Raw genomic sequence first — 16,360 nt, 5'->3', positions numbered from 1 at the left:
GATCAGCCAGCGGATTCTGGCCTTCAGGCCAGGGGGATGTCAGCAGCGCTTGGATATCTGCCTCGGGCACACTGGCCACATCGCTGTGCTGCCAGCTCGGCGACATGTCTTTTTCGATCAACAACGCCCGCACGCCTTCAACGAAGTCCCCCAGCTTGCAGCACTGAACGGATAACACCAGTTCGTCGCGGAAGGCGTCGGCAAGACTCGAGTGGCGATGGCGCTCCAGCATGCGCCACACCAGGTGGGCCGTCATCGGGCAGCCGTTGGCCAGCCGCTTCCGATTCGCAGCCAACCAGCCATTCTCGTTGGTATCAGCCAAGATTCTGGCCACCGCGGCAGCTGGATCATCACGGCCAACCAGTGCCTGAATATGGTCGAGATGTGGCCACGTCTGCGCATCCGGCGCGGCAGTGCGGTTCTCAAAGCGATCAAGCACTGACTGTACCGCCGCACGCTTGCTGGCCGGGCTCCGATCCCCATAGTCAGCCTCACTCAGCGCAGCAAGCAGCGCATCCCGCGAGTCACGTGGCACAAAACGATCCGCCATGCCCAGATCCAGCGCATCACGCCCGTTCAGCTGGGCGCCGGTCAGGCCGAGATAGGCGCCAACCCCCTCGGGCATCTTGTGTAGGAACCAGCTGGCACCCACATCGGGATACAGGCCGATGGTGATTTCCGGCATAGCAATGCGCGTAGTTTCCGTGACAATGCGCTGATAGCCGCCGGCCAACAGCCCGAGCCCACCGCCCATTACAATGCCGTCGCCCCATACCAACAGTGGCTTAGGAAAGGTATGCAGCCGGTAGTCAAGGCGGTATTCCGCAGTAAAATATGTCTCAGCAAACAGGCTATCACGCCCCGAGCCACGGTTATCGCCCTCTTCAGTAAGCGATCGGTACAGCGCCACCACATCGCCACCGGCACAGAACGCCTTGTCGCCTGCCCCTTCCAGCCACACAGCGACTACGCTGCTATCAACCGCCCAGCTTTCAAGCTTCGCCTCAAGACGCTGAATCATTTCCAGCGACAGCGCATTAAGGGTACGTGGTGAATTGAGGCAAACCATACCAATTCGCGAATCGTCACCAACAGGTATTTCATCAAAACTGACCGCAAGGTCTGACATTGATGTCTCTCCAAACCATAAATGGATAGGTTGAAATTTACTGTAGCGACTCGATGACACCATCAGCCAGCAGCCGACGTGCCACAATCAAGCGCATGATCTCGTTGGTGCCTTCAAGAATCTGGTGCACCCGCGTATCGCGCACCAAACGCTCAAGCGGGTACTCGCGAATGTATCCGTAGCCGCCGTGCAGCTGTAGAGCTTCGTTGCAGATATTGAAGCCCACGTCAGTGGCGAAGCGCTTGGCCATGGCACAGTAAGCACTGGCCTCTGGGTCGGCGCTATCAAGCCGCCAGGCCGCATGACGCACCATCAGCCGGGCCGCCACCAGCTCGCTGGCCATATCGGCTAGTTTGAACTGCAGCGCCTGAAAGGCTGACAGCTCACGGCCGAACTGCTTACGCTCGCTCATGTAATCGCGCGCCAGTGTCAGGGCATGTTGGGCGGCACCCAACGAACAACTGGCAATGTTGAGACGGCCCCCATCGAGTCCCTTCATGGCGAACCGGAAGCCTTCACCCTCTTCCCCCAGCCGATTGATCGCTGGCACTCTTACCCCATCGAAACTGATCAGCGCCGTGGGCTGGCTTTTCCAGCCCATCTTGTCTTCATTTTTACCGTACTCGATTCCCTTGGCATCGGCCGGCACGACAAAGGCCGATACACCACCGGCACCGCTGTCGGGCGCCCCCGTGCGCGCCATCACCACCAGCACCTGAGTAGAACCGGCTCCCGAGATGAACATCTTGCTACCCGAGATGACGTACTCATCGCCCTCACGCACCGCCCGAGTACGCAGATTGGCGGCATCCGAGCCAGAGCCCGGCTCGGTCAGGCAGTAGGAACCCAGCGCCTGGCCGGCGATCATGTCAGGTACCAGCTGTTCGCAAAGTTCTTCGCTACCCCAGTTGGCAATCATCCAGGTGACCATGTTGTGAATGGTCAGATACGCAGTGGTTGAGATGCAGCCCTGGGACAGCTGCTCAAAAATCAGTGACGCATCGAGACGTGACAGGCCGAGCCCGCCCTTCTCTTCAGGGGTATATACCCCCAAAAAACCTGCCTCACCCGCACGCTGGATGACATCCACCGGAAAATGAGAGCGGACATCCCAGTCAGCGGCATGATCAACAAGCTCTGCCTGGGCAAAGTCCCGGGCGGCATCGGCCAGCGCCCGCTGGTCTTCGGTCAGCGAAAAATCCATGGAAACCTCTCTTCGTTGGACCCTGGGTAAGCCAGGCTGGTGTTAAAAAACACTCACCAGTCATTCCCGGGGCAAAGCAGAATGACACCAACCTAGCAGGTGCTTGGTTTATGCCATATCACCCCATGGTCGAACAAGCACTTTACGTTAACGTCAACCTCGTCTAGTGTTTCATCAAGGTGGAAGTTCAAAGACTGCCACCAATCTACAGGGAGTGACACCATGAGCAAGGATCCACCCCAACCTGGGGACAAACACATAAGCGTGTCGCTATCAGAGCAACAGCGCAGCTGGACCATTGGTGAGCTGGCGCGTCAGTTTGAGGTAACACCGCGCACTATCCGCTTCTATGAACAGGAAGGCCTTCTGGCACCACAACGCATGGGGCAGAAACGTATTTATCGGCCCCGGGACCGAGTGCGCCTGAAACTGACCCTACGTGGCAAACGGCTGGGCTTTTCACTGGCGGAAATCCGCGAAGTCATCACCATGTATGACGCCATGCCGGGCGGAAACGCGCGACAGCTTCAACGTCTGCTGGAAATTCTGGCTCAGCGGCGGGAAGAGTTGGATCGCCAGCTAGAGGATATCCACTTGATGCGCATAGAAATTGACAACGTCTATCAGCGAGCCAGAGAAACATTGCGCCAGCTGGAAAAACAGACCTAAGCCGCCATAGCTACCCGTTCCCACCTACAAAAAGGATACAAGACGATGCCACGCCAGATCGCAACCTTCAGTTACGTCAGCGGCACCAGCGATACGCCGCTCAAGGGCCAGACCATCGGCGACTGCTTCGATGAAACAGCAGCACGTTTCCCCGAGCGGGACGCACTGATCAGCCGCCACCAATCACTGCGCTACAGCTGGCAACAGCTTCAGGCAGAGGTGAACAAGGCGGCCCAGGCGCTGCTGGCCCTCGGCGTGACCAAAGGCGAGCGGGTAGGCATCTGGTCGCCAAACTGTGCCGAGTGGACTATCACGCAGTTTGCCACCGCCAAAATCGGTGCAGTCCTGGTCAATATCAACCCCAGCTACCGTAGCCACGAGCTGGACTACGCGCTGCGACAGTCCGACACCTCGACCCTGATATTGCAGGGCATGTTCAAGTCGTCCGACTACGTGGCCACCTTGGCTGAGCTGGCACCAGAAATTGACCAGCCCCTCTCTCCACCTAACGATTCAGCACCTGGAAAAATACCCGGCCAACTCAACAGCACCCGCCTGCCCGCGCTGAAACGCGTTATTTGTCTGGATGAAAACCATTGCCGCCCGGGAACTCTCAGCTGGCAACAGATGCTTCGCCATGCCGACCAGGTCAGCCAAGAAACACTGGATGAATTACAGGCAACGCTACAGTTCGACGAGCCAATCAACATCCAGTACACCTCTGGCACCACCGGCGCGCCCAAGGGCGCTACCCTGTCGCACCACAATATCCTCAACAACGGCTTCTTTGTGGCCCGCACCCTGGGCCTGTCTGAAAAGGACCGTATGGTCATCCCGGTACCGCTGTATCACTGCTTTGGCATGGTGATGGGCAACCTTGGCTGCGTGACCCACGGCGCGGCCATGATCTATCCCAGCGATGGCTTTGACCCGCTGATTACCCTGGAAACCGTGGCCGAAGAGAAAGCCACCGCCCTCTATGGCGTGCCCACCATGTTCATTGCCGAGCTGGAGCACCCCGAGTTCGAGCGTTTTGATCTCTCCACCCTACGCACTGGCATCATGGCCGGCTCCATCTGCCCGATCGAGATCATGCGCCAAGTCATCGACAAGATGAACATGCAGGACGTCACCATCTGCTACGGCATGACCGAAACCAGCCCGGTGAGCTTCCAGACTCAGACCGATGCGCCACTGGAAAAACGTGTTACCACAGTGGGTACGATTCACCCGCACTTGGAGGTCAAGTTGGTCAGCCCGGAAACTGGCGCAGTAGTACCGCGAGGTGAAACCGGCGAACTGTGCACCCGTGGCTACAGCGTGATGTTGGGTTACTGGAACAACGAAGAAGCCACCGATAAGGCCATCGACGCCGCCGGCTGGATGCACACCGGCGACCTGGCCACGATGGACGACGAAGGCTATGTAGCCATCGTTGGCCGCATCAAGGACCTAATCATTCGCGGCGGCGAGAACATCTACCCGCGTGAGATAGAAGACTTCCTCTACACCCACCCGGCCATTTCTGATGTTCAGGTGATTGGCGTGCCCGATGAGAAATATGGCGAAGAAGTGATGGCTTGGGTCAAGGTAGCTAGCGGCCAGGCGCTGGATGAAGATGGGCTCAAGACGTTCTGCAAAGGCAAAATTGCCCATTATAAAGTGCCGCGGTATGTGAAATTCGTGGATGAATTCCCGATGACCGTCACCGGCAAGATCCAGAAGTTCAAGATGCGCGAGGAAGCAACACACGAGCTGGGACTGTAGATCAACTACCTGCCACATCCGCCTGACCTGCAGGTCGGGCGTTGAACTTGCCGAGAATGCTGAGAGCGGCAGCTCGAATCTGGAAGAAGACACCGGCACCTGGTAAGCCGTGTGGTGCCACAAGCATTACCACTAACCATCATTATCAGGAGCAGCCTGCTTCATTGTGTTGAAATAGCGCTGCTCTTTTGTATCCGACTGGTGTCAGTGGTTCGGCGTTTCCTGCCAGCGCTCTTGCTCAAACTGTTGTTTTCCCACGTGTTCAGACAAAGCCAGATGGATTCTTTCCAACGCCTACTACTCTAGAGCTCCACACCCTTCTGCGCCACGATGCCTTGGTCGTTGAAGGCGTGTTTCACCACTTTCATTTCGGTGACGGTGTCTGCAAGCTCGATCAGCGCCTTAGGCGCGTAGCGGCCGGTGACGACCACATGCTGCATCGCCGGGCGTGACTGCAGGTCGTCAAGCACGCGGTCGATATTCAGGTAGCCTTGATGCAGAGCGATGTTGAGCTCATCGAGCAACACCATCTGGTAGCTCTCATCGCTGAGCATCCGACAAGCTTCTTCCCAGGCCTTTTCGGCCGTGCGAATGTCGCGCTCGATATCCTGGGTGTCCCAGGTGTAGCCCTCGCCCATCACCCGGTAGTCAACGTTAGGCAAGCCACTGAAAAAGGCTTCTTCGCCGGTGCTGAACGAGCCCTTGATAAACTGCACCACGCCGACTTTCATACCATGGCCCAAGGCGCGAGCCATCATGCCAAAGCCGGAACTGCTCTTGCCTTTACCGGGACCGGTCAGCACCAGCAGCAAACCCTGTTCGCGGTCGGCGGCAGCGATGCGCTCGTTCATGATGCGCTGCTTGATGGCCATGCGCTCGGCATGGCGGGCGGGGTCGATTTTGCGCTGTGTCATAGTGTGGCTCCTGAGATAAAAGCGGCAAATGAATATCGCCAAGATAGATAATCGATAGCAGAAAAGTTAACGCCAGCGGTGAACTTAGGCCACCGGCACAAACACCGGCGCACCGTTAACCTGTGCCGTGGTCAGCCGCTGGCCATACAGCCGCTCCAGCGCCTGAGGTTCCAGCATGGCATCCCGCGGCCCCCAGCAGGCTTCGCCGTCAGGGTAAAGCAGCAAAATCTGGTCGCACCATCGAGCTGCCAAGTTCAGGTCGTGCAGGCACATTATCACCCCGCAGCCAGCGTTAGCCTGCTCGGTCAGCAGGCGCATTACCGCCACCTGATGATGCAGATCCAGATGATTGGTCGGCTCGTCAGCCAGCCAGATATTTGGCGATTGAGCCAACACCGTAGCCAGGCCGACCCGCTGGCGCTCGCCACCGGAAAGCGTCGACAACAACCGCTCGCTGAGCGCTTCGAGATCCAACCGCTCAAGCGCCGCCTGAACCCGGGCAAAGTCTTCCGGCCCCTCGCGCCGCCACGGCGACAGCCAGGGGTAGCGGCCGATCATGGCAGTCTCGCGCACGCTTGCCGGAAAACCGACCTGGCTGTCCTGGAATACCACGCCCAATGCCTGGGCCACTTGACGACGTTTCAGCTGATCCAGTGGCGTTGTATCAAGTTCAATGTGGCCACTACGAGGCACGCGCAGTCCGGCCAGGGTATGCAGCAGCGTAGTTTTACCTGAGCCGTTAGGGCCGAGCACCCCCCAGCGTTCTCCGGGCCGGATAGTCAGGTTGAGCGCCCGCCCCGACGCGCGACCGGGAACATCGATGACCAGCTCATGGACGCTGAGCCTGCGAGGTTTGAAAGCAACCATCAGCGGCTCCGGTACAGCAACAGCAGAAAGCCCGGCACCCCGAGCATGGCGGTGATCACGCCGACGGGAAGCTGCTGCGGGGCAATCATCGTGCGCGCCAGCGTATCGGCCAGCGTCAGCAAGATGCCACCCGCCAACAAGCTGGCGGGTAAAATCACGCGCTGATCGTTGCCCAGTACCAGCCGCAGCATGTGCGGGACCATCAGGCCAACAAAACCGATGCTGCCAGCCGTGGTCACTGCTACTGCCGTAACCAGGCTGGCCAACAGATACAGTGCCCATTCCACTGGGCGCACCGCCACACCCAGCGCCGCCGCTGTCATGCCACCACGAGCCAACACGTTCAGGGTGCGCCCTAGCGGCATAACGACCAGCAAACTGACCACGGACAACACCAGAACTGGCCAAGCACGCTGGGCATACGCCAGGTCGCCCATCAACCAGTACAGCATGCCGGGCAGCCGTTCCATGGGGCTGATCGCCAGTAAAAAGGTAATCACCGCGCCCCAACCAGTAGCCATCACTACGCCGGTCAGTAGCAGGCGCACTGGCGTCCAGCTGCCGGTACCCTGTGCCAGGCCAAACACAATCAATGTTGACAGCAAGGCACCAGCAAACGCCGATGCCGAGATCAAAGCCGCTCCCAGCCCTGCCATCATCGCCAACAGCGCAGCCACCGCCGCCCCACCAGACAACCCCAGCACAAAAGGATCAGCCAGCGGATTACGTAGTAGTACCTGCATTAATGCACCCGACAGCGCCAGCAAAGCACCGGTGCCGAAGGCGGCCAACGCACGCGGCAGACGCAGTTCAACAATCAGAGTACGGTGCAGGCTGTCGCCCTCACCGCCCAGCACGGCAAGCAGCTCAGCGGGTGATATCGCCACGCTGCCCACACTGACAGCCATACCGATGGCCAGCACAGCGACCAGCCCCAGCCATAACAGTGGCTTGTAACGCTGCCCAAGCGCATCGTTTGGCTGATGCAACGCCGGGTTTTCAGCGGCGCTCACGAACACCATCCAGCACTTGGCACAGCAAGCGGGTGCCATCCAGCAACCGGGGTGTAGCGCGCTGCACCAGGTCAGGGTCGATCACAAACAGGTTGTCTTGCTCAACAGCACGCAGCTGGGGAAAGCGCAGCCAGCTTTCATGCCAGGTGGTGTCAGTCGCATCCTTTCCACCCGTAATAATCACTTCCGGATCAGCGGCCAGGACATTTTCAATGCTGGGTTTAGGCACCAGGGCATCGGCATCAGCGAACAGCGTCTGCCCGCCACAGATTGCCAGTGAGCGGCTGATCCAGTGTTCACCATTAACGGTCATCAACGGTTTGTCCCACACCTGATAGAATACAGATACTGGCGCCGCGTCCTGATAGTCGGCCTCAAGCAAGGCTACGCCTTCAAGTAACCGCTGCGCCTCGGCACGTGCCTGAGACTCGTGGCCAGTCAGCTGTCCCAACTGCTCAAGCGTATCGGCAATGGCCGCGAAGTCCTGAGCGTCAGTAAAATAAACAGGCACGCCGAGGGCTGATAGCTGATCAAGCTGAACTGCAGGGTTACCGCCCTGCCAGGCCAACACCAGGTCCGGCTCAAGCGCCAGAATGGCCTCGCTATCGAGGCGGTCATACCCCCCCACCCGAGGCAGCGCTTCAGCCTCGGGGGGGTAGTCACTGTAGCTGACCGCACCGACCATGGCGTCTCCCGCGCCCACCGCATACACCAGCTCAACCAGGTTCGGCGAGAGTGCAATGATGCGCTCAGCGGGTGAGCCCAGGCACACTTCCCGGGACAAATCGTCGGTGAGACAGACTGACTGGCTGTCATCACCAACCGCCGTCTGCGCTGTCACCACAAGGCTGGCAGCAACAGACACTGCCAGACAGCCACGGGCCAGAGGAAAACTGAAGTTAACGGCCATCGAATCCGACACTCAGCATGGCGCTGCGTCCAGCATTTTTATAGCCATAGTCGTCAAAGGTGTTGTAGGCCGTCACGTAGTCTTTGTCGAAAACGTTATTCACATTAATCCGGGCAAACCAGGCCGGTGCAAAGTGCCAGGTGGCACGTAGATCAACTAGGCCATAGCCGCCAAGTCGGTGGTTATTGTCGGCATCTTCATAGCGATGATTTTCAGCAATCACTGAACCGCCCAGCTCCCAGTCGCCAACGCTGTGATCGGCATCCAGACGCAGTGTCTGGCTAGCCTCACGCCGCAGGCGTTTGCCAGTGGCACGATCCTCGGGGTCGGCCCAGGTCAGGGCAGCACGCAGATCCCAGTCGTAAACGCTGGCACCGACCCCCAGTTCGACACCGCGCAGACGCGCTTTATTGACGTTATAAGGCGCATAGCGTCCACCAATAAATTCATTGGCGATCATCTTTTTCACATCGGTCTGATAGGCTGCCAAGTCCCAGTAGCCGGTGCTGTACTGCCCTCTCAGCCCCACTTCGTAGGTTTTGGATGTTTCGGGATCAAGATCGGGGTTAGCAAAGCCGGGATAGTACAGTTCATTGAAAGTGGGTGCGCGAAATGCCGTGCCATAGCTAGCGCGGGCAGTATGGTTGTCATCGATGTCATAACCCAACGCCAGACTGCCCGTGAGCTTGTTACCGTAGGCTTCATTGTCATCATGGCGCAGCGCGGCCTGAACCGTCAGCGGTGAGAAATCCAGCAGCCCTTGGGCAAAGACTGCGGTGTTGTCGCGGCTGTCCGTGTCATAGTGGGTGGTACTGTCCACTTTGTCCTGCGCATACTCGGCACCCACAATCAGCTGGTGGTTACCCAGCGTCAAGGTGTTGTCCAGCCGAGCTGTCTGCGTTTTGGTGTTGAATACACCAGGAAACGACGAGAAATCTTCCAGTTCGTCACGCGCTTCGCTCAGCGTCACCCGCCCCGACCAGTTGTCATTGATATCCAGCTCGCCGTAAACACCGGCCACCTGCTGAACATAATCGTTATCGCCACCGATATATTCCGAGTTGCCCCGACCACGCAGCGCCAGTACGCCAACCCTTGCGCTGTCTCCCAACTCCTGGGAGACACGCACCAGGGCGCTGGTATTGTCATAGCCTTTTTTATCCCCGCCTTCGCGCAGTGCAATGCCATCTGTTTTCATATGGCTGGCCGCAAAGTGATAACGGGTACCACCTTCGCTACCCGACAATGAAGCGCTACCACGGCGGGTATCAAAAGAGCCGCCCCCCAGGGTGACTGATGGTGATGGGCCACCTTCTCCTTCAGAGGTGAACAGTTGCACCACACCGCCCACCGCATCGGCACCATAAAGACTGCCTGCCGGGCCACGCACAATTTCAATGCGCTCAAACATACGCGGGTCAAAAAATTGCCAGGCGGCTCCACCTGCTGTAGCCGAACGCAGGCGGATACCGTCGATCATCAGCAGCGTGCCACTATTGCCGGCACCACGAATGCTGACGCCGGTCGTTTTGCCAAAGCTGCCGTTGGCGTTGACGTTGACGCCGGGCTGACCGCGCAGCAGATCGGTAATATCCATCGGGTCCTGCTCGCGGATAGTGGCTTCGTCGATCACGGTCACCGACGCCAGGGTGTCATCAGCGGTGCGCGGGGCACGTGTAGCGGTAACGGTGATCGGATTCAGGCGATCAACACCCGGCACAGGTTGTTCAGTGTCGCTCTGGGCCAGAACAGTTAGCGGAGACAGGCACAATGATGCACCCGCGATGCCCAGAAAGCGCAAACGAAGGGGGGAGTAAACAACGGTCATGGTGATCCTCGGTGCCGCGCGCACCCGCGCGAGTAATTACTTAGAACCGGCACGGAGGCTGAGGGGGCAAGAATCTGACGCTAAGACGACCTGCTCCACCCCGGGTTGCCCACCGCATCCTGGTATGAGCTTTCTGGCCGGTCTCCGGGCTGACGAGCGGCATCATTGCTTGATACCTGGTCTACCGCCTTCCCGGGTGCTGAAGCACTCAGTGGCATGAAAGTAGACCCTGACTCGATCACCGTTGCGGGGGCAGCGTCGGTCTTGTCTCTTAGCTGTAAGTTTCTAAGAGACTCACCGACTTCCCGTTTCATCTGCCTTGGCCTGCGCAGACACCTGAAAGTTGCGCGTAAACTAGCAACTGGGTCATGGAAGGTCAATCGTGCTCGCCAGCTCACGTACCAGTCCGTGGCGCACATACCACACCTGCGCGGCGCGCTTTACGGCGTCCTGGGCAAGCCAGCCGGCCAGATCTCGCAGGCGGCGCGCCTCAGCTGCTATCGGCACAATGCCGCGCCCGACTTCGTTCAGAATCACTATCACCTCGATGCTCTGCTGGCGCTCCAGCACCAGTAACTCATCAAGCTTGTCGGCCAGCGCCGCCCGCAGGGCATCGTCACTGGTCTCATGCTCTATCCGTCGCCCAATCTCATCAAGCCAGCCGCTAACCACCAGCGTTTTATCTGCCGCTTTCTGCGCTAGACATGAGCTGTCTCCAAGCTCGCCGACACGAGCCCAATGTGCCAGCGGGTACTGCCTAGTTACGGCGTCGCGCTTTCCGGCGCAGGCACCACCGATGAAGACTTGCATTGGCCGTCTCCGGTCAGAATGAAACGATAACCCTGGGCTTGATCGACGATGCTATCCCAGAAGTCGACGCCTTCGAGGTGCCGACGCAGCTCGCGAATCGTTCCGCCATGAGTCACCACCAGCAGCCGGCACTGCCCCAGCTCGGTGGCACGCTCACGGGCTTCGTTGAGCCATTCGATGAGCCGAGCGCCCAGTTCATCGGCGCGCTCACCGCCGGGTGGTGCAATGGCCCCGCGTTTATCGACCCAGGCGCGATAATCGCTGCGCTCTACCAGCTCTTCGTAGGTATGTCCTTCATAGTCGCCGAAGCTGAGCTCACGCAGGCGCAGATCAAACTGCGCGTCAGGCCAATCGCGGCCTTCAGAAATGATGCTCAGAGTCTGGCGACAGCGGATCAGGTCACTGCAATACACCACATCGAAGTGCCAGTCGGCTAGCGCTTTGCGTAAACGCTCCAGCCCCGGCGCGGCGGCAGACATATCCAGCGGAATATCCTGGTGGCCCTGGTAACGCCGCTGCAGATTCCAGGCGGTCAGACCGTGACGAACTGCCACCAGCTCAAGGTCATCAGTAACAGCCATAACTCTCCTCCTTCGATTGCCGCACCCAGCATATCGCCATTGATACCGCTAAACAGTCGGCGCATGGCTAGACCATACAGTGACAGAAACACTATCAGCGTCAGCATTAGCCATACGGCCAGCGCCATATTACCCCACGCCAGCCACACCAAAGGTGCCAATGCGGCGAACCAAAGGTCACGCCGGGAAAGACTCTGTTGCCAGGCATGGGCGAGCCCTTCATGGCGCGCAGCAGCGACCTCAACCAGCAGCACCACCGCGCCTAAACGCCCCAGGCCGATGATGGCAACCAGCCACCACAGGCTGGCTCCGGCGTCGATCAGCGCCCAGACCAGAGCGGCTTTCCAGGCCAGCAGAAACACCAGCGCGATCACCGCAAAAGCCCCGATACTCGAATCCTTGAGAATTTCCCAGCGACGCGCCAGCGACGCGTTGCTGCCCAGCGCATCGGCCAGATCCATCACGCCGTCCAGGTGCAACCCACCACTAAGCGCTACCCACAGGCTAAGCAACAACAGCGCCTGCAAGGGCGCGGGCAGCAGCGTACCGGCCAGTTGGGTAACACCCACCGCCAAAACGCCAATCAGCATCCCCATCAGTGGATAACTGCGCGCCGCCCAGCGTCGCGTGTTGGCATTCCACGGACAAACCAGCGCCACTGGCAGGCGAGTAAGAAACTGCACAGCCAGCACCAAACCAAAGCCGGCGTCCCTGAGTGTTTTCCTCATGCTTTTCTCATGTTTTTATCAACCGCGCTACCGTGTGACTTCCAGTCAATCGCCACTCCGGCAGCCACTTCGATAACGCGCTGCGCCTCGCCTGCCAGCCAGCAGTGCAGCTGCTGAAGAAAGGCTACATAGCGCCACACCAACGTCTCTTGCGGTGGTAGATCCTCATTAAGATCGTTGGATACCACCACCAGGGAGAGCTTTCTCTGTCTTGCGCACTCAAGCGTTGCTTCCAGCTCGGCAAGGCCCCGGGCCTCAAGCTGGCTGTTCGACCAGGCCTCCTCTCCCGGCTCTGCCGACGACAACGGGTCGACCTCCGATTGAAACAGCCACTGGCTGGCCCACAGCGTCAGACAGTCTAACAACACCGTGCTGCCCAAGGGCACCTGGGCCAGCGCTTCGGTCACTGCCAGCGGTGTCTCCAGCGTGTGCCAGCCACTACCTCGCTGCCGGCGGTGGCGCTCGATACGCTGCGCCATCTCGGCATCGCTGGTCCGGGCAGTGGCCAGATAATACAGCACCCCGCCCTGTCCGGCGTTTGCAGCGCGCAGTTCAAGTGCCAGTCGCTCGGCCACAGCGCTCTTGCCCGAGCGCGCTCCGCCGGAGACAAAGACGATCACACTCGGCCTTCCCGTATTTGGTGTCGCTGACTTTTCCATTCTTCCAGCGCACCAAACAGCTGCCGGTTGGCTGCGGATTCGTGCAGCGCCAGCCGTAGCCAATGCCCGTCGAGCCCGGCAAAGTTATGGGTATGACGAGCAACAAAGCCGCGCTGCAGGAGAAACTCCATCAGCGCTTCGCTAGCATCCGGCAAGGTTTGTCCATTCCCGATGTCACCCAGCAGATAGAAGTTGGCATGGCTTGGCGGTACTACGAAACCTAGCTTAGCCAGGCGTTCGGGAAAGCTGCGCTCGGTGTCAAGCCAGGCATGGGTTCGCGCCGCATAATCGACATCGCTCAGCAGCGGCACCACCAGTGCTTTGGCCAAAGCATTAACGCTCCAGCTCATCTGCCGCTCGGCAAGGTGTCGACGTGTCTCTTTCGCTGCTAGCAGGTAGCCCAATCGAAGGCCCGGTACAGCGTAGAACTTGGTCATTGAGCGCAGCAGTATCAGATTTGAATAGCGCCCCAGCAAGTCAGTGAGTGCTTCATCTTGGGGTGTGAAATCGATGAAGGCTTCGTCGACGACTAGCGTCGTACCGTGGCGGTCGGCGACATCAAGCAGACGCTGGATAGCCGCTTTGGGAACCAGGCTACCCGTGGGGTTGTTGGGACGACAGATGAACACCAGCGCGCAGCCTGGCATGGCACGCTCAACGGCCTCGACATTGAGCAACATTGGCGCAGCGTGACCAGCCTGCGGGTCCGCTTCAAGCACCAGCGTCGTCACCGCGAGTCCGTAATGCGCACAGGCCCGAGCATACTCGGCAAACGTCGGTGTAATGATCAAGGCGCGCTGGCCAGCCCGAGGGCGAGAGTGCAGTGCGGCAGCAAGAAAAATTGCCTCGATGCCTCCGTTGGTCACCAGTACCTGCTCAGCCCCGACACCGTTATATTTGGCAATCGCCTGTTCAGCACTGCAGTCATCCGGATCCGGATATCGACCCAAGCTTGTAGCGACGTCGCCAAGCCATGCCCCCAGCTGCGCGATTAACCAGCCAGGTGGGCCCAGCGGGTTGATATTGGCGCTGAAATCCAGCATCGGCTGGTCCTGGGGCAAACCAAAGCGTGCCAGCAGTGGCCTGAGGCGCCCACCATGGATCGGCCAGCTATTACTCATGCAGTCACACTCCTCAGCGCAATCACCGCTAACATCAGCAGCAAAAAAGCGACCCAGCCGCCGTGCATCAGCCAGATGGCACGGCGGATATGTTCGGCTCGCAAGGGCGTAGTGTCATGTCCCAGCTCGGCACTTGGCGAGGCCACACCCTGGTAGTAGTTAACACCGCCTAGCCTCACCCCCAGCAGGTTGGCAACCATGGCCTCGGGCCAACCGGCATTAGGGCTGGCGTGGCGCTTCCTTGCGTGTGCCCGGGCCTGACGCCAGGTGTCAGTAAGCGTCCCCTTGCGTCGCATATGCGGCAGCAGCCAACTCGATAACCACAGACTCAAGGCTGTAAGACGCGCCGGCAGCCAGTTGGCAATATCGTCCAGACGCGCCGAGGCGCAGCCAAAGTCGCTGAAACGCGCGTTGCGATAGCCGACCATGGAATCCAATGTATTGACGGCCTTGTAGGCCAGCGCCAGCGGCGCGCCGCCGATCAAGGCCCAGAACAGTGGCGCGGTGATGCCGTCCACGCTGTTTTCCGCCACGCTTTCCACCGCACCGCGGGTCAGCTCAGCTTCGTTGAGCCTGTCAGTATCGCGCCCGACGATTTGTGCAAGCGCGCAGCGTGCGCCGTCAAGATCGCCGGCGATCAACGGGCGATACACCGCCATGCCGGCCTTGGCCAAGCCATGAGCGGCAAAGGTGGTGGCCAGCAGCACAAGCTCAGCGAGCAACGCAAGCCAAAGATGAATCTGGCTCAGCGCATAGAGCACACTCGTGCTGATTACCCAGGTACCGCCGACTACCGTCAACGCCAAACACACTCCCAGCCAGTAACGCCGCCGTGCGCTGCCATGGTTCCAGCGCCGCTCCAGCCAGCTGATCATTCGGCCGATGACGATTACCGGATGCGGCCACCCTTGGGGGTCGCCGAAGCAAAGGTCGAGCAGCACGGCCAGCAGCACCAGGCCCAGCAGCGGCCAGGACCATGGGCTAATGCACAGGGCCGTATCAGACTGATATGACAGCAGCGCGATGACGTCAGTCATCGTCGCCTCTGTTCTTGGGTTGAGCGCATTCAAGGGATCGCAAGATAACGGTATAAATACAATAGCCAATGGCTCGGCCCAGCAGTGTGCCTGAACCGGCATAGGGTGTGGGCTCGCCACGCTGGGTGGCCGCAATAATGATGGCATCGGTAGAGGTGCCAGTGGCCTGGGTGCCAGTGGTGACATCCTGGACACCGGCATCCGACAGCGCCCGCACCTTGGCTTCAGTGGCAGACAAGCAGGCATTGACTAACGCCGCGTCCTCAAGATGGCCATCCACCAACACCATCAGATTAATGGTGCCAGCCACCAGGCGCTCGTCATTATCTCCAGGCGCGGTGATATCCACCGCATTACCCACGCCGGCAGTAGCAGCAACCAGCACGCGCCGTTCACCAGCCTGAGCGCATTCGATAGCCAATCGACCTAGCGGCACTGCGGTCATCAGCGCGATGGCCTCACGGTCGGGAATCTCACGCTCGCCCAGCCAGCCGCGTAGGTCATGCTCTGGGCAGCAGCCGGCATAATCCTTGTCGACGTGAAAGTGGCAAAAATGCCGGTGCCAGCCCAGCCCCTGCCCGACCATCGCGCTGCTCAGGGTGCGCAGCGGCAGCGCGCTTTCAAACCACGCACAGCCAGCATCGCTACGCAGGGTCAGGCCGCTGCCAAAATCCAGCGACCTGATATTGACTGTACTGTCCTGTTTCATAGGGTATTTGTCACTGCGGAGCCTGCTGAATACCGGCATCTGCGAAAGTCGCCATCTCGGCAAGAATGTCGCAGGCCGCGTCGAGCACCGGAAAGGCCAATGCCGCGCCGGTGCCTTCGCCCAAACACAGATCAAGCGATAGCAGCGGCTGGGCATCCAGCGCAGCCAGGGCGTGGCTGTGGCCAGGCTCTCGTGAGCGGTGACCAAATACCAGATACGGCCTCAGCCCCGGTTCAAGCCGACAGCCCAGGAGCGCCGCTACGCTGGCAATGAAACCATCCACCAGCACGGGCACTCGCAGGGCGGCGGCAGCCAGGCAAGCACCGGCCATGGCACCGATTTCAAGCCCGCCGACCTTGGCCAGCACGTCCAGTGGGTCCTGTGGGTCTGGCGAGCGCGCCGCCAGCGCGCGCT

At 59.6% G+C, this 16,360-nt stretch carries 16 protein-coding genes, 1 pseudogene and 1 riboswitch; of the genes and pseudogenes, 2 read left to right on the top strand and 15 right to left on the bottom strand.

All coding sequences use genetic code 11. The features are described 5' to 3' along the window. Both ACTH3D_RS09285 and ACTH3D_RS09280 read right to left on the bottom strand, forming a co-directional pair. On the bottom strand, positions 1–1,129 hold a 1,129-nt coding region (locus ACTH3D_RS09285), incomplete at its 3' end, for an enoyl-CoA hydratase/isomerase family protein (protein WP_441666789.1). A 37-nt stretch (positions 1,130–1,166) separates the two neighbouring features. Next, positions 1,167–2,333 (bottom strand): acyl-CoA dehydrogenase family protein, encoded by a 1,167-nt coding sequence (locus ACTH3D_RS09280; RefSeq protein ID WP_441666788.1) that lies wholly within the window; start codon positions 2,331–2,333, stop codon positions 1,167–1,169. Between the two features lie 222 nt (positions 2,334–2,555). On the opposite strand from ACTH3D_RS09280, the gene ACTH3D_RS09275 reads away from it, so the two are divergent. Together ACTH3D_RS09275 and ACTH3D_RS09270 are read left to right on the top strand one after the other, a co-directional pair. Further along, a complete protein-coding gene (locus tag ACTH3D_RS09275) occupies positions 2,556–3,002 on the top strand; it encodes a MerR family transcriptional regulator (protein ID WP_441666787.1) in 447 nt (148 codons plus the stop codon). 45 nt (positions 3,003–3,047) lie between these two features. Continuing rightward, the gene (locus tag ACTH3D_RS09270) at positions 3,048–4,769 is read left to right on the top strand and encodes an AMP-binding protein (protein WP_441666786.1); all 1,722 of its coding nucleotides are present in this window, start codon (positions 3,048–3,050) and stop codon (positions 4,767–4,769) included. Positions 4,770–5,071: 302 nt separating this feature from the next. Here ACTH3D_RS09270 and cobO read toward each other — a convergent pair whose 3' ends face one another. The 13 genes and pseudogenes from cobO to ACTH3D_RS09205 all read right to left on the bottom strand — a co-directional run. Next, positions 5,072–5,683 (bottom strand): cob(I)yrinic acid a,c-diamide adenosyltransferase, encoded by a 612-nt coding sequence (cobO, locus tag ACTH3D_RS09265; protein WP_441666785.1) that lies wholly within the window; start codon positions 5,681–5,683, stop codon positions 5,072–5,074. An 84-nt stretch (positions 5,684–5,767) separates the two neighbouring features. Next, a pseudogene (locus ACTH3D_RS09260) lies at positions 5,768–6,490 on the bottom strand (ABC transporter ATP-binding protein); the annotation flags it as partial. A gap of 59 nt (positions 6,491–6,549) precedes the next feature. Beyond that, the gene (locus ACTH3D_RS09255; protein ID WP_441666784.1) at positions 6,550–7,572 is read right to left on the bottom strand and encodes a FecCD family ABC transporter permease; all 1,023 of its coding nucleotides are present in this window, start codon (positions 7,570–7,572) and stop codon (positions 6,550–6,552) included. After that, positions 7,550–8,473 (bottom strand): cobalamin-binding protein, encoded by a 924-nt coding sequence (locus ACTH3D_RS09250; protein ID WP_441666783.1) that lies wholly within the window; start codon positions 8,471–8,473, stop codon positions 7,550–7,552. Before ACTH3D_RS09250 ends, ACTH3D_RS09255 begins: the two co-directional genes overlap by 23 nt. Continuing rightward, entirely contained in the window at positions 8,463–10,301 is a 1,839-nt protein-coding gene (locus ACTH3D_RS09245; RefSeq protein ID WP_441666782.1) for a TonB-dependent receptor domain-containing protein, read from the bottom strand. Before ACTH3D_RS09245 ends, ACTH3D_RS09250 begins: the two co-directional genes overlap by 11 nt. Positions 10,302–10,419: 118 nt before the next feature. Further along, positions 10,420–10,656: riboswitch (cobalamin riboswitch) on the bottom strand. A gap of 11 nt (positions 10,657–10,667) precedes the next feature. Then, a complete protein-coding gene (locus tag ACTH3D_RS09240; RefSeq protein ID WP_441666781.1) occupies positions 10,668–11,111 on the bottom strand; it encodes a bifunctional adenosylcobinamide kinase/adenosylcobinamide-phosphate guanylyltransferase in 444 nt (147 codons plus the stop codon). Next, complete coding sequence (locus tag ACTH3D_RS09235) at positions 11,063–11,692, bottom strand: histidine phosphatase family protein (protein WP_441666780.1); 630 nt, start codon at positions 11,690–11,692, stop codon at positions 11,063–11,065. Before ACTH3D_RS09235 ends, ACTH3D_RS09240 begins: the two co-directional genes overlap by 49 nt. Then, a complete protein-coding gene (cobS, locus tag ACTH3D_RS09230) occupies positions 11,644–12,420 on the bottom strand; it encodes an adenosylcobinamide-GDP ribazoletransferase (RefSeq protein WP_441666779.1) in 777 nt (258 codons plus the stop codon). Before cobS ends, ACTH3D_RS09235 begins: the two co-directional genes overlap by 49 nt. Continuing rightward, positions 12,417–13,040: a bifunctional adenosylcobinamide kinase/adenosylcobinamide-phosphate guanylyltransferase gene (locus ACTH3D_RS09225; protein ID WP_441666778.1), complete on the bottom strand. Its 624-nt coding sequence runs from the start codon at positions 13,038–13,040 to the stop codon at positions 12,417–12,419. The genes cobS and ACTH3D_RS09225 overlap by 4 nt, the downstream gene beginning before the upstream one ends. After that, positions 13,037–14,200: a threonine-phosphate decarboxylase CobD gene (cobD, locus tag ACTH3D_RS09220; RefSeq protein ID WP_441666777.1), complete on the bottom strand. Its 1,164-nt coding sequence runs from the start codon at positions 14,198–14,200 to the stop codon at positions 13,037–13,039. Before cobD ends, ACTH3D_RS09225 begins: the two co-directional genes overlap by 4 nt. Then, entirely contained in the window at positions 14,197–15,237 is a 1,041-nt protein-coding gene (cbiB, locus tag ACTH3D_RS09215; protein ID WP_441666776.1) for an adenosylcobinamide-phosphate synthase CbiB, read from the bottom strand. Before cbiB ends, cobD begins: the two co-directional genes overlap by 4 nt. Further along, positions 15,230–15,946: an adenosylcobinamide amidohydrolase gene (locus tag ACTH3D_RS09210; RefSeq protein WP_441666775.1), complete on the bottom strand. Its 717-nt coding sequence runs from the start codon at positions 15,944–15,946 to the stop codon at positions 15,230–15,232. The genes cbiB and ACTH3D_RS09210 overlap by 8 nt, the downstream gene beginning before the upstream one ends. Positions 15,947–15,956: 10 nt before the next feature. After that, on the bottom strand, positions 15,957–16,360 hold a 404-nt coding region (locus tag ACTH3D_RS09205), incomplete at its 5' end, for a nicotinate-nucleotide--dimethylbenzimidazole phosphoribosyltransferase (RefSeq protein ID WP_441666774.1).

This window comes from Halomonas sp., assembly GCF_052095765.1.
Taxonomy (GTDB): Bacteria; Pseudomonadota; Gammaproteobacteria; order Pseudomonadales; family Halomonadaceae; genus Halomonas.
The sequence above is the reverse complement of the archived record's forward strand: the minus strand, read 5'-3'. Positions and strand labels throughout refer to the sequence as shown.

Coding starts and splice junctions, on each gene's coding strand:
- ACTH3D_RS09280 (WP_441666788.1), bottom strand. CDS start 2,333: ATGGATTTTTCGCTGACCGAAGACCAGCGGGCGCTGGCCGATGCCGCC.
- ACTH3D_RS09275 (WP_441666787.1), top strand. CDS start 2,556: ATGAGCAAGGATCCACCCCAACCTGGGGACAAACACATAAGCGTGTCG.
- ACTH3D_RS09270 (WP_441666786.1), top strand. CDS start 3,048: ATGCCACGCCAGATCGCAACCTTCAGTTACGTCAGCGGCACCAGCGAT.
- cobO (WP_441666785.1), bottom strand. CDS start 5,683: ATGACACAGCGCAAAATCGACCCCGCCCGCCATGCCGAGCGCATGGCC.
- ACTH3D_RS09255 (WP_441666784.1), bottom strand. CDS start 7,572: ATGGTGTTCGTGAGCGCCGCTGAAAACCCGGCGTTGCATCAGCCAAAC.
- ACTH3D_RS09250 (WP_441666783.1), bottom strand. CDS start 8,473: ATGGCCGTTAACTTCAGTTTTCCTCTGGCCCGTGGCTGTCTGGCAGTG.
- ACTH3D_RS09245 (WP_441666782.1), bottom strand. CDS start 10,301: ATGACCGTTGTTTACTCCCCCCTTCGTTTGCGCTTTCTGGGCATCGCG.
- ACTH3D_RS09240 (WP_441666781.1), bottom strand. CDS start 11,111: ATGCAAGTCTTCATCGGTGGTGCCTGCGCCGGAAAGCGCGACGCCGTA.
- ACTH3D_RS09235 (WP_441666780.1), bottom strand. CDS start 11,692: ATGGCTGTTACTGATGACCTTGAGCTGGTGGCAGTTCGTCACGGTCTG.
- cobS (WP_441666779.1), bottom strand. CDS start 12,420: ATGAGGAAAACACTCAGGGACGCCGGCTTTGGTTTGGTGCTGGCTGTG.
- cobD (WP_441666777.1), bottom strand. CDS start 14,200: ATGAGTAATAGCTGGCCGATCCATGGTGGGCGCCTCAGGCCACTGCTG.
- cbiB (WP_441666776.1), bottom strand. CDS start 15,237: ATGACTGACGTCATCGCGCTGCTGTCATATCAGTCTGATACGGCCCTG.
- ACTH3D_RS09210 (WP_441666775.1), bottom strand. CDS start 15,946: ATGAAACAGGACAGTACAGTCAATATCAGGTCGCTGGATTTTGGCAGC.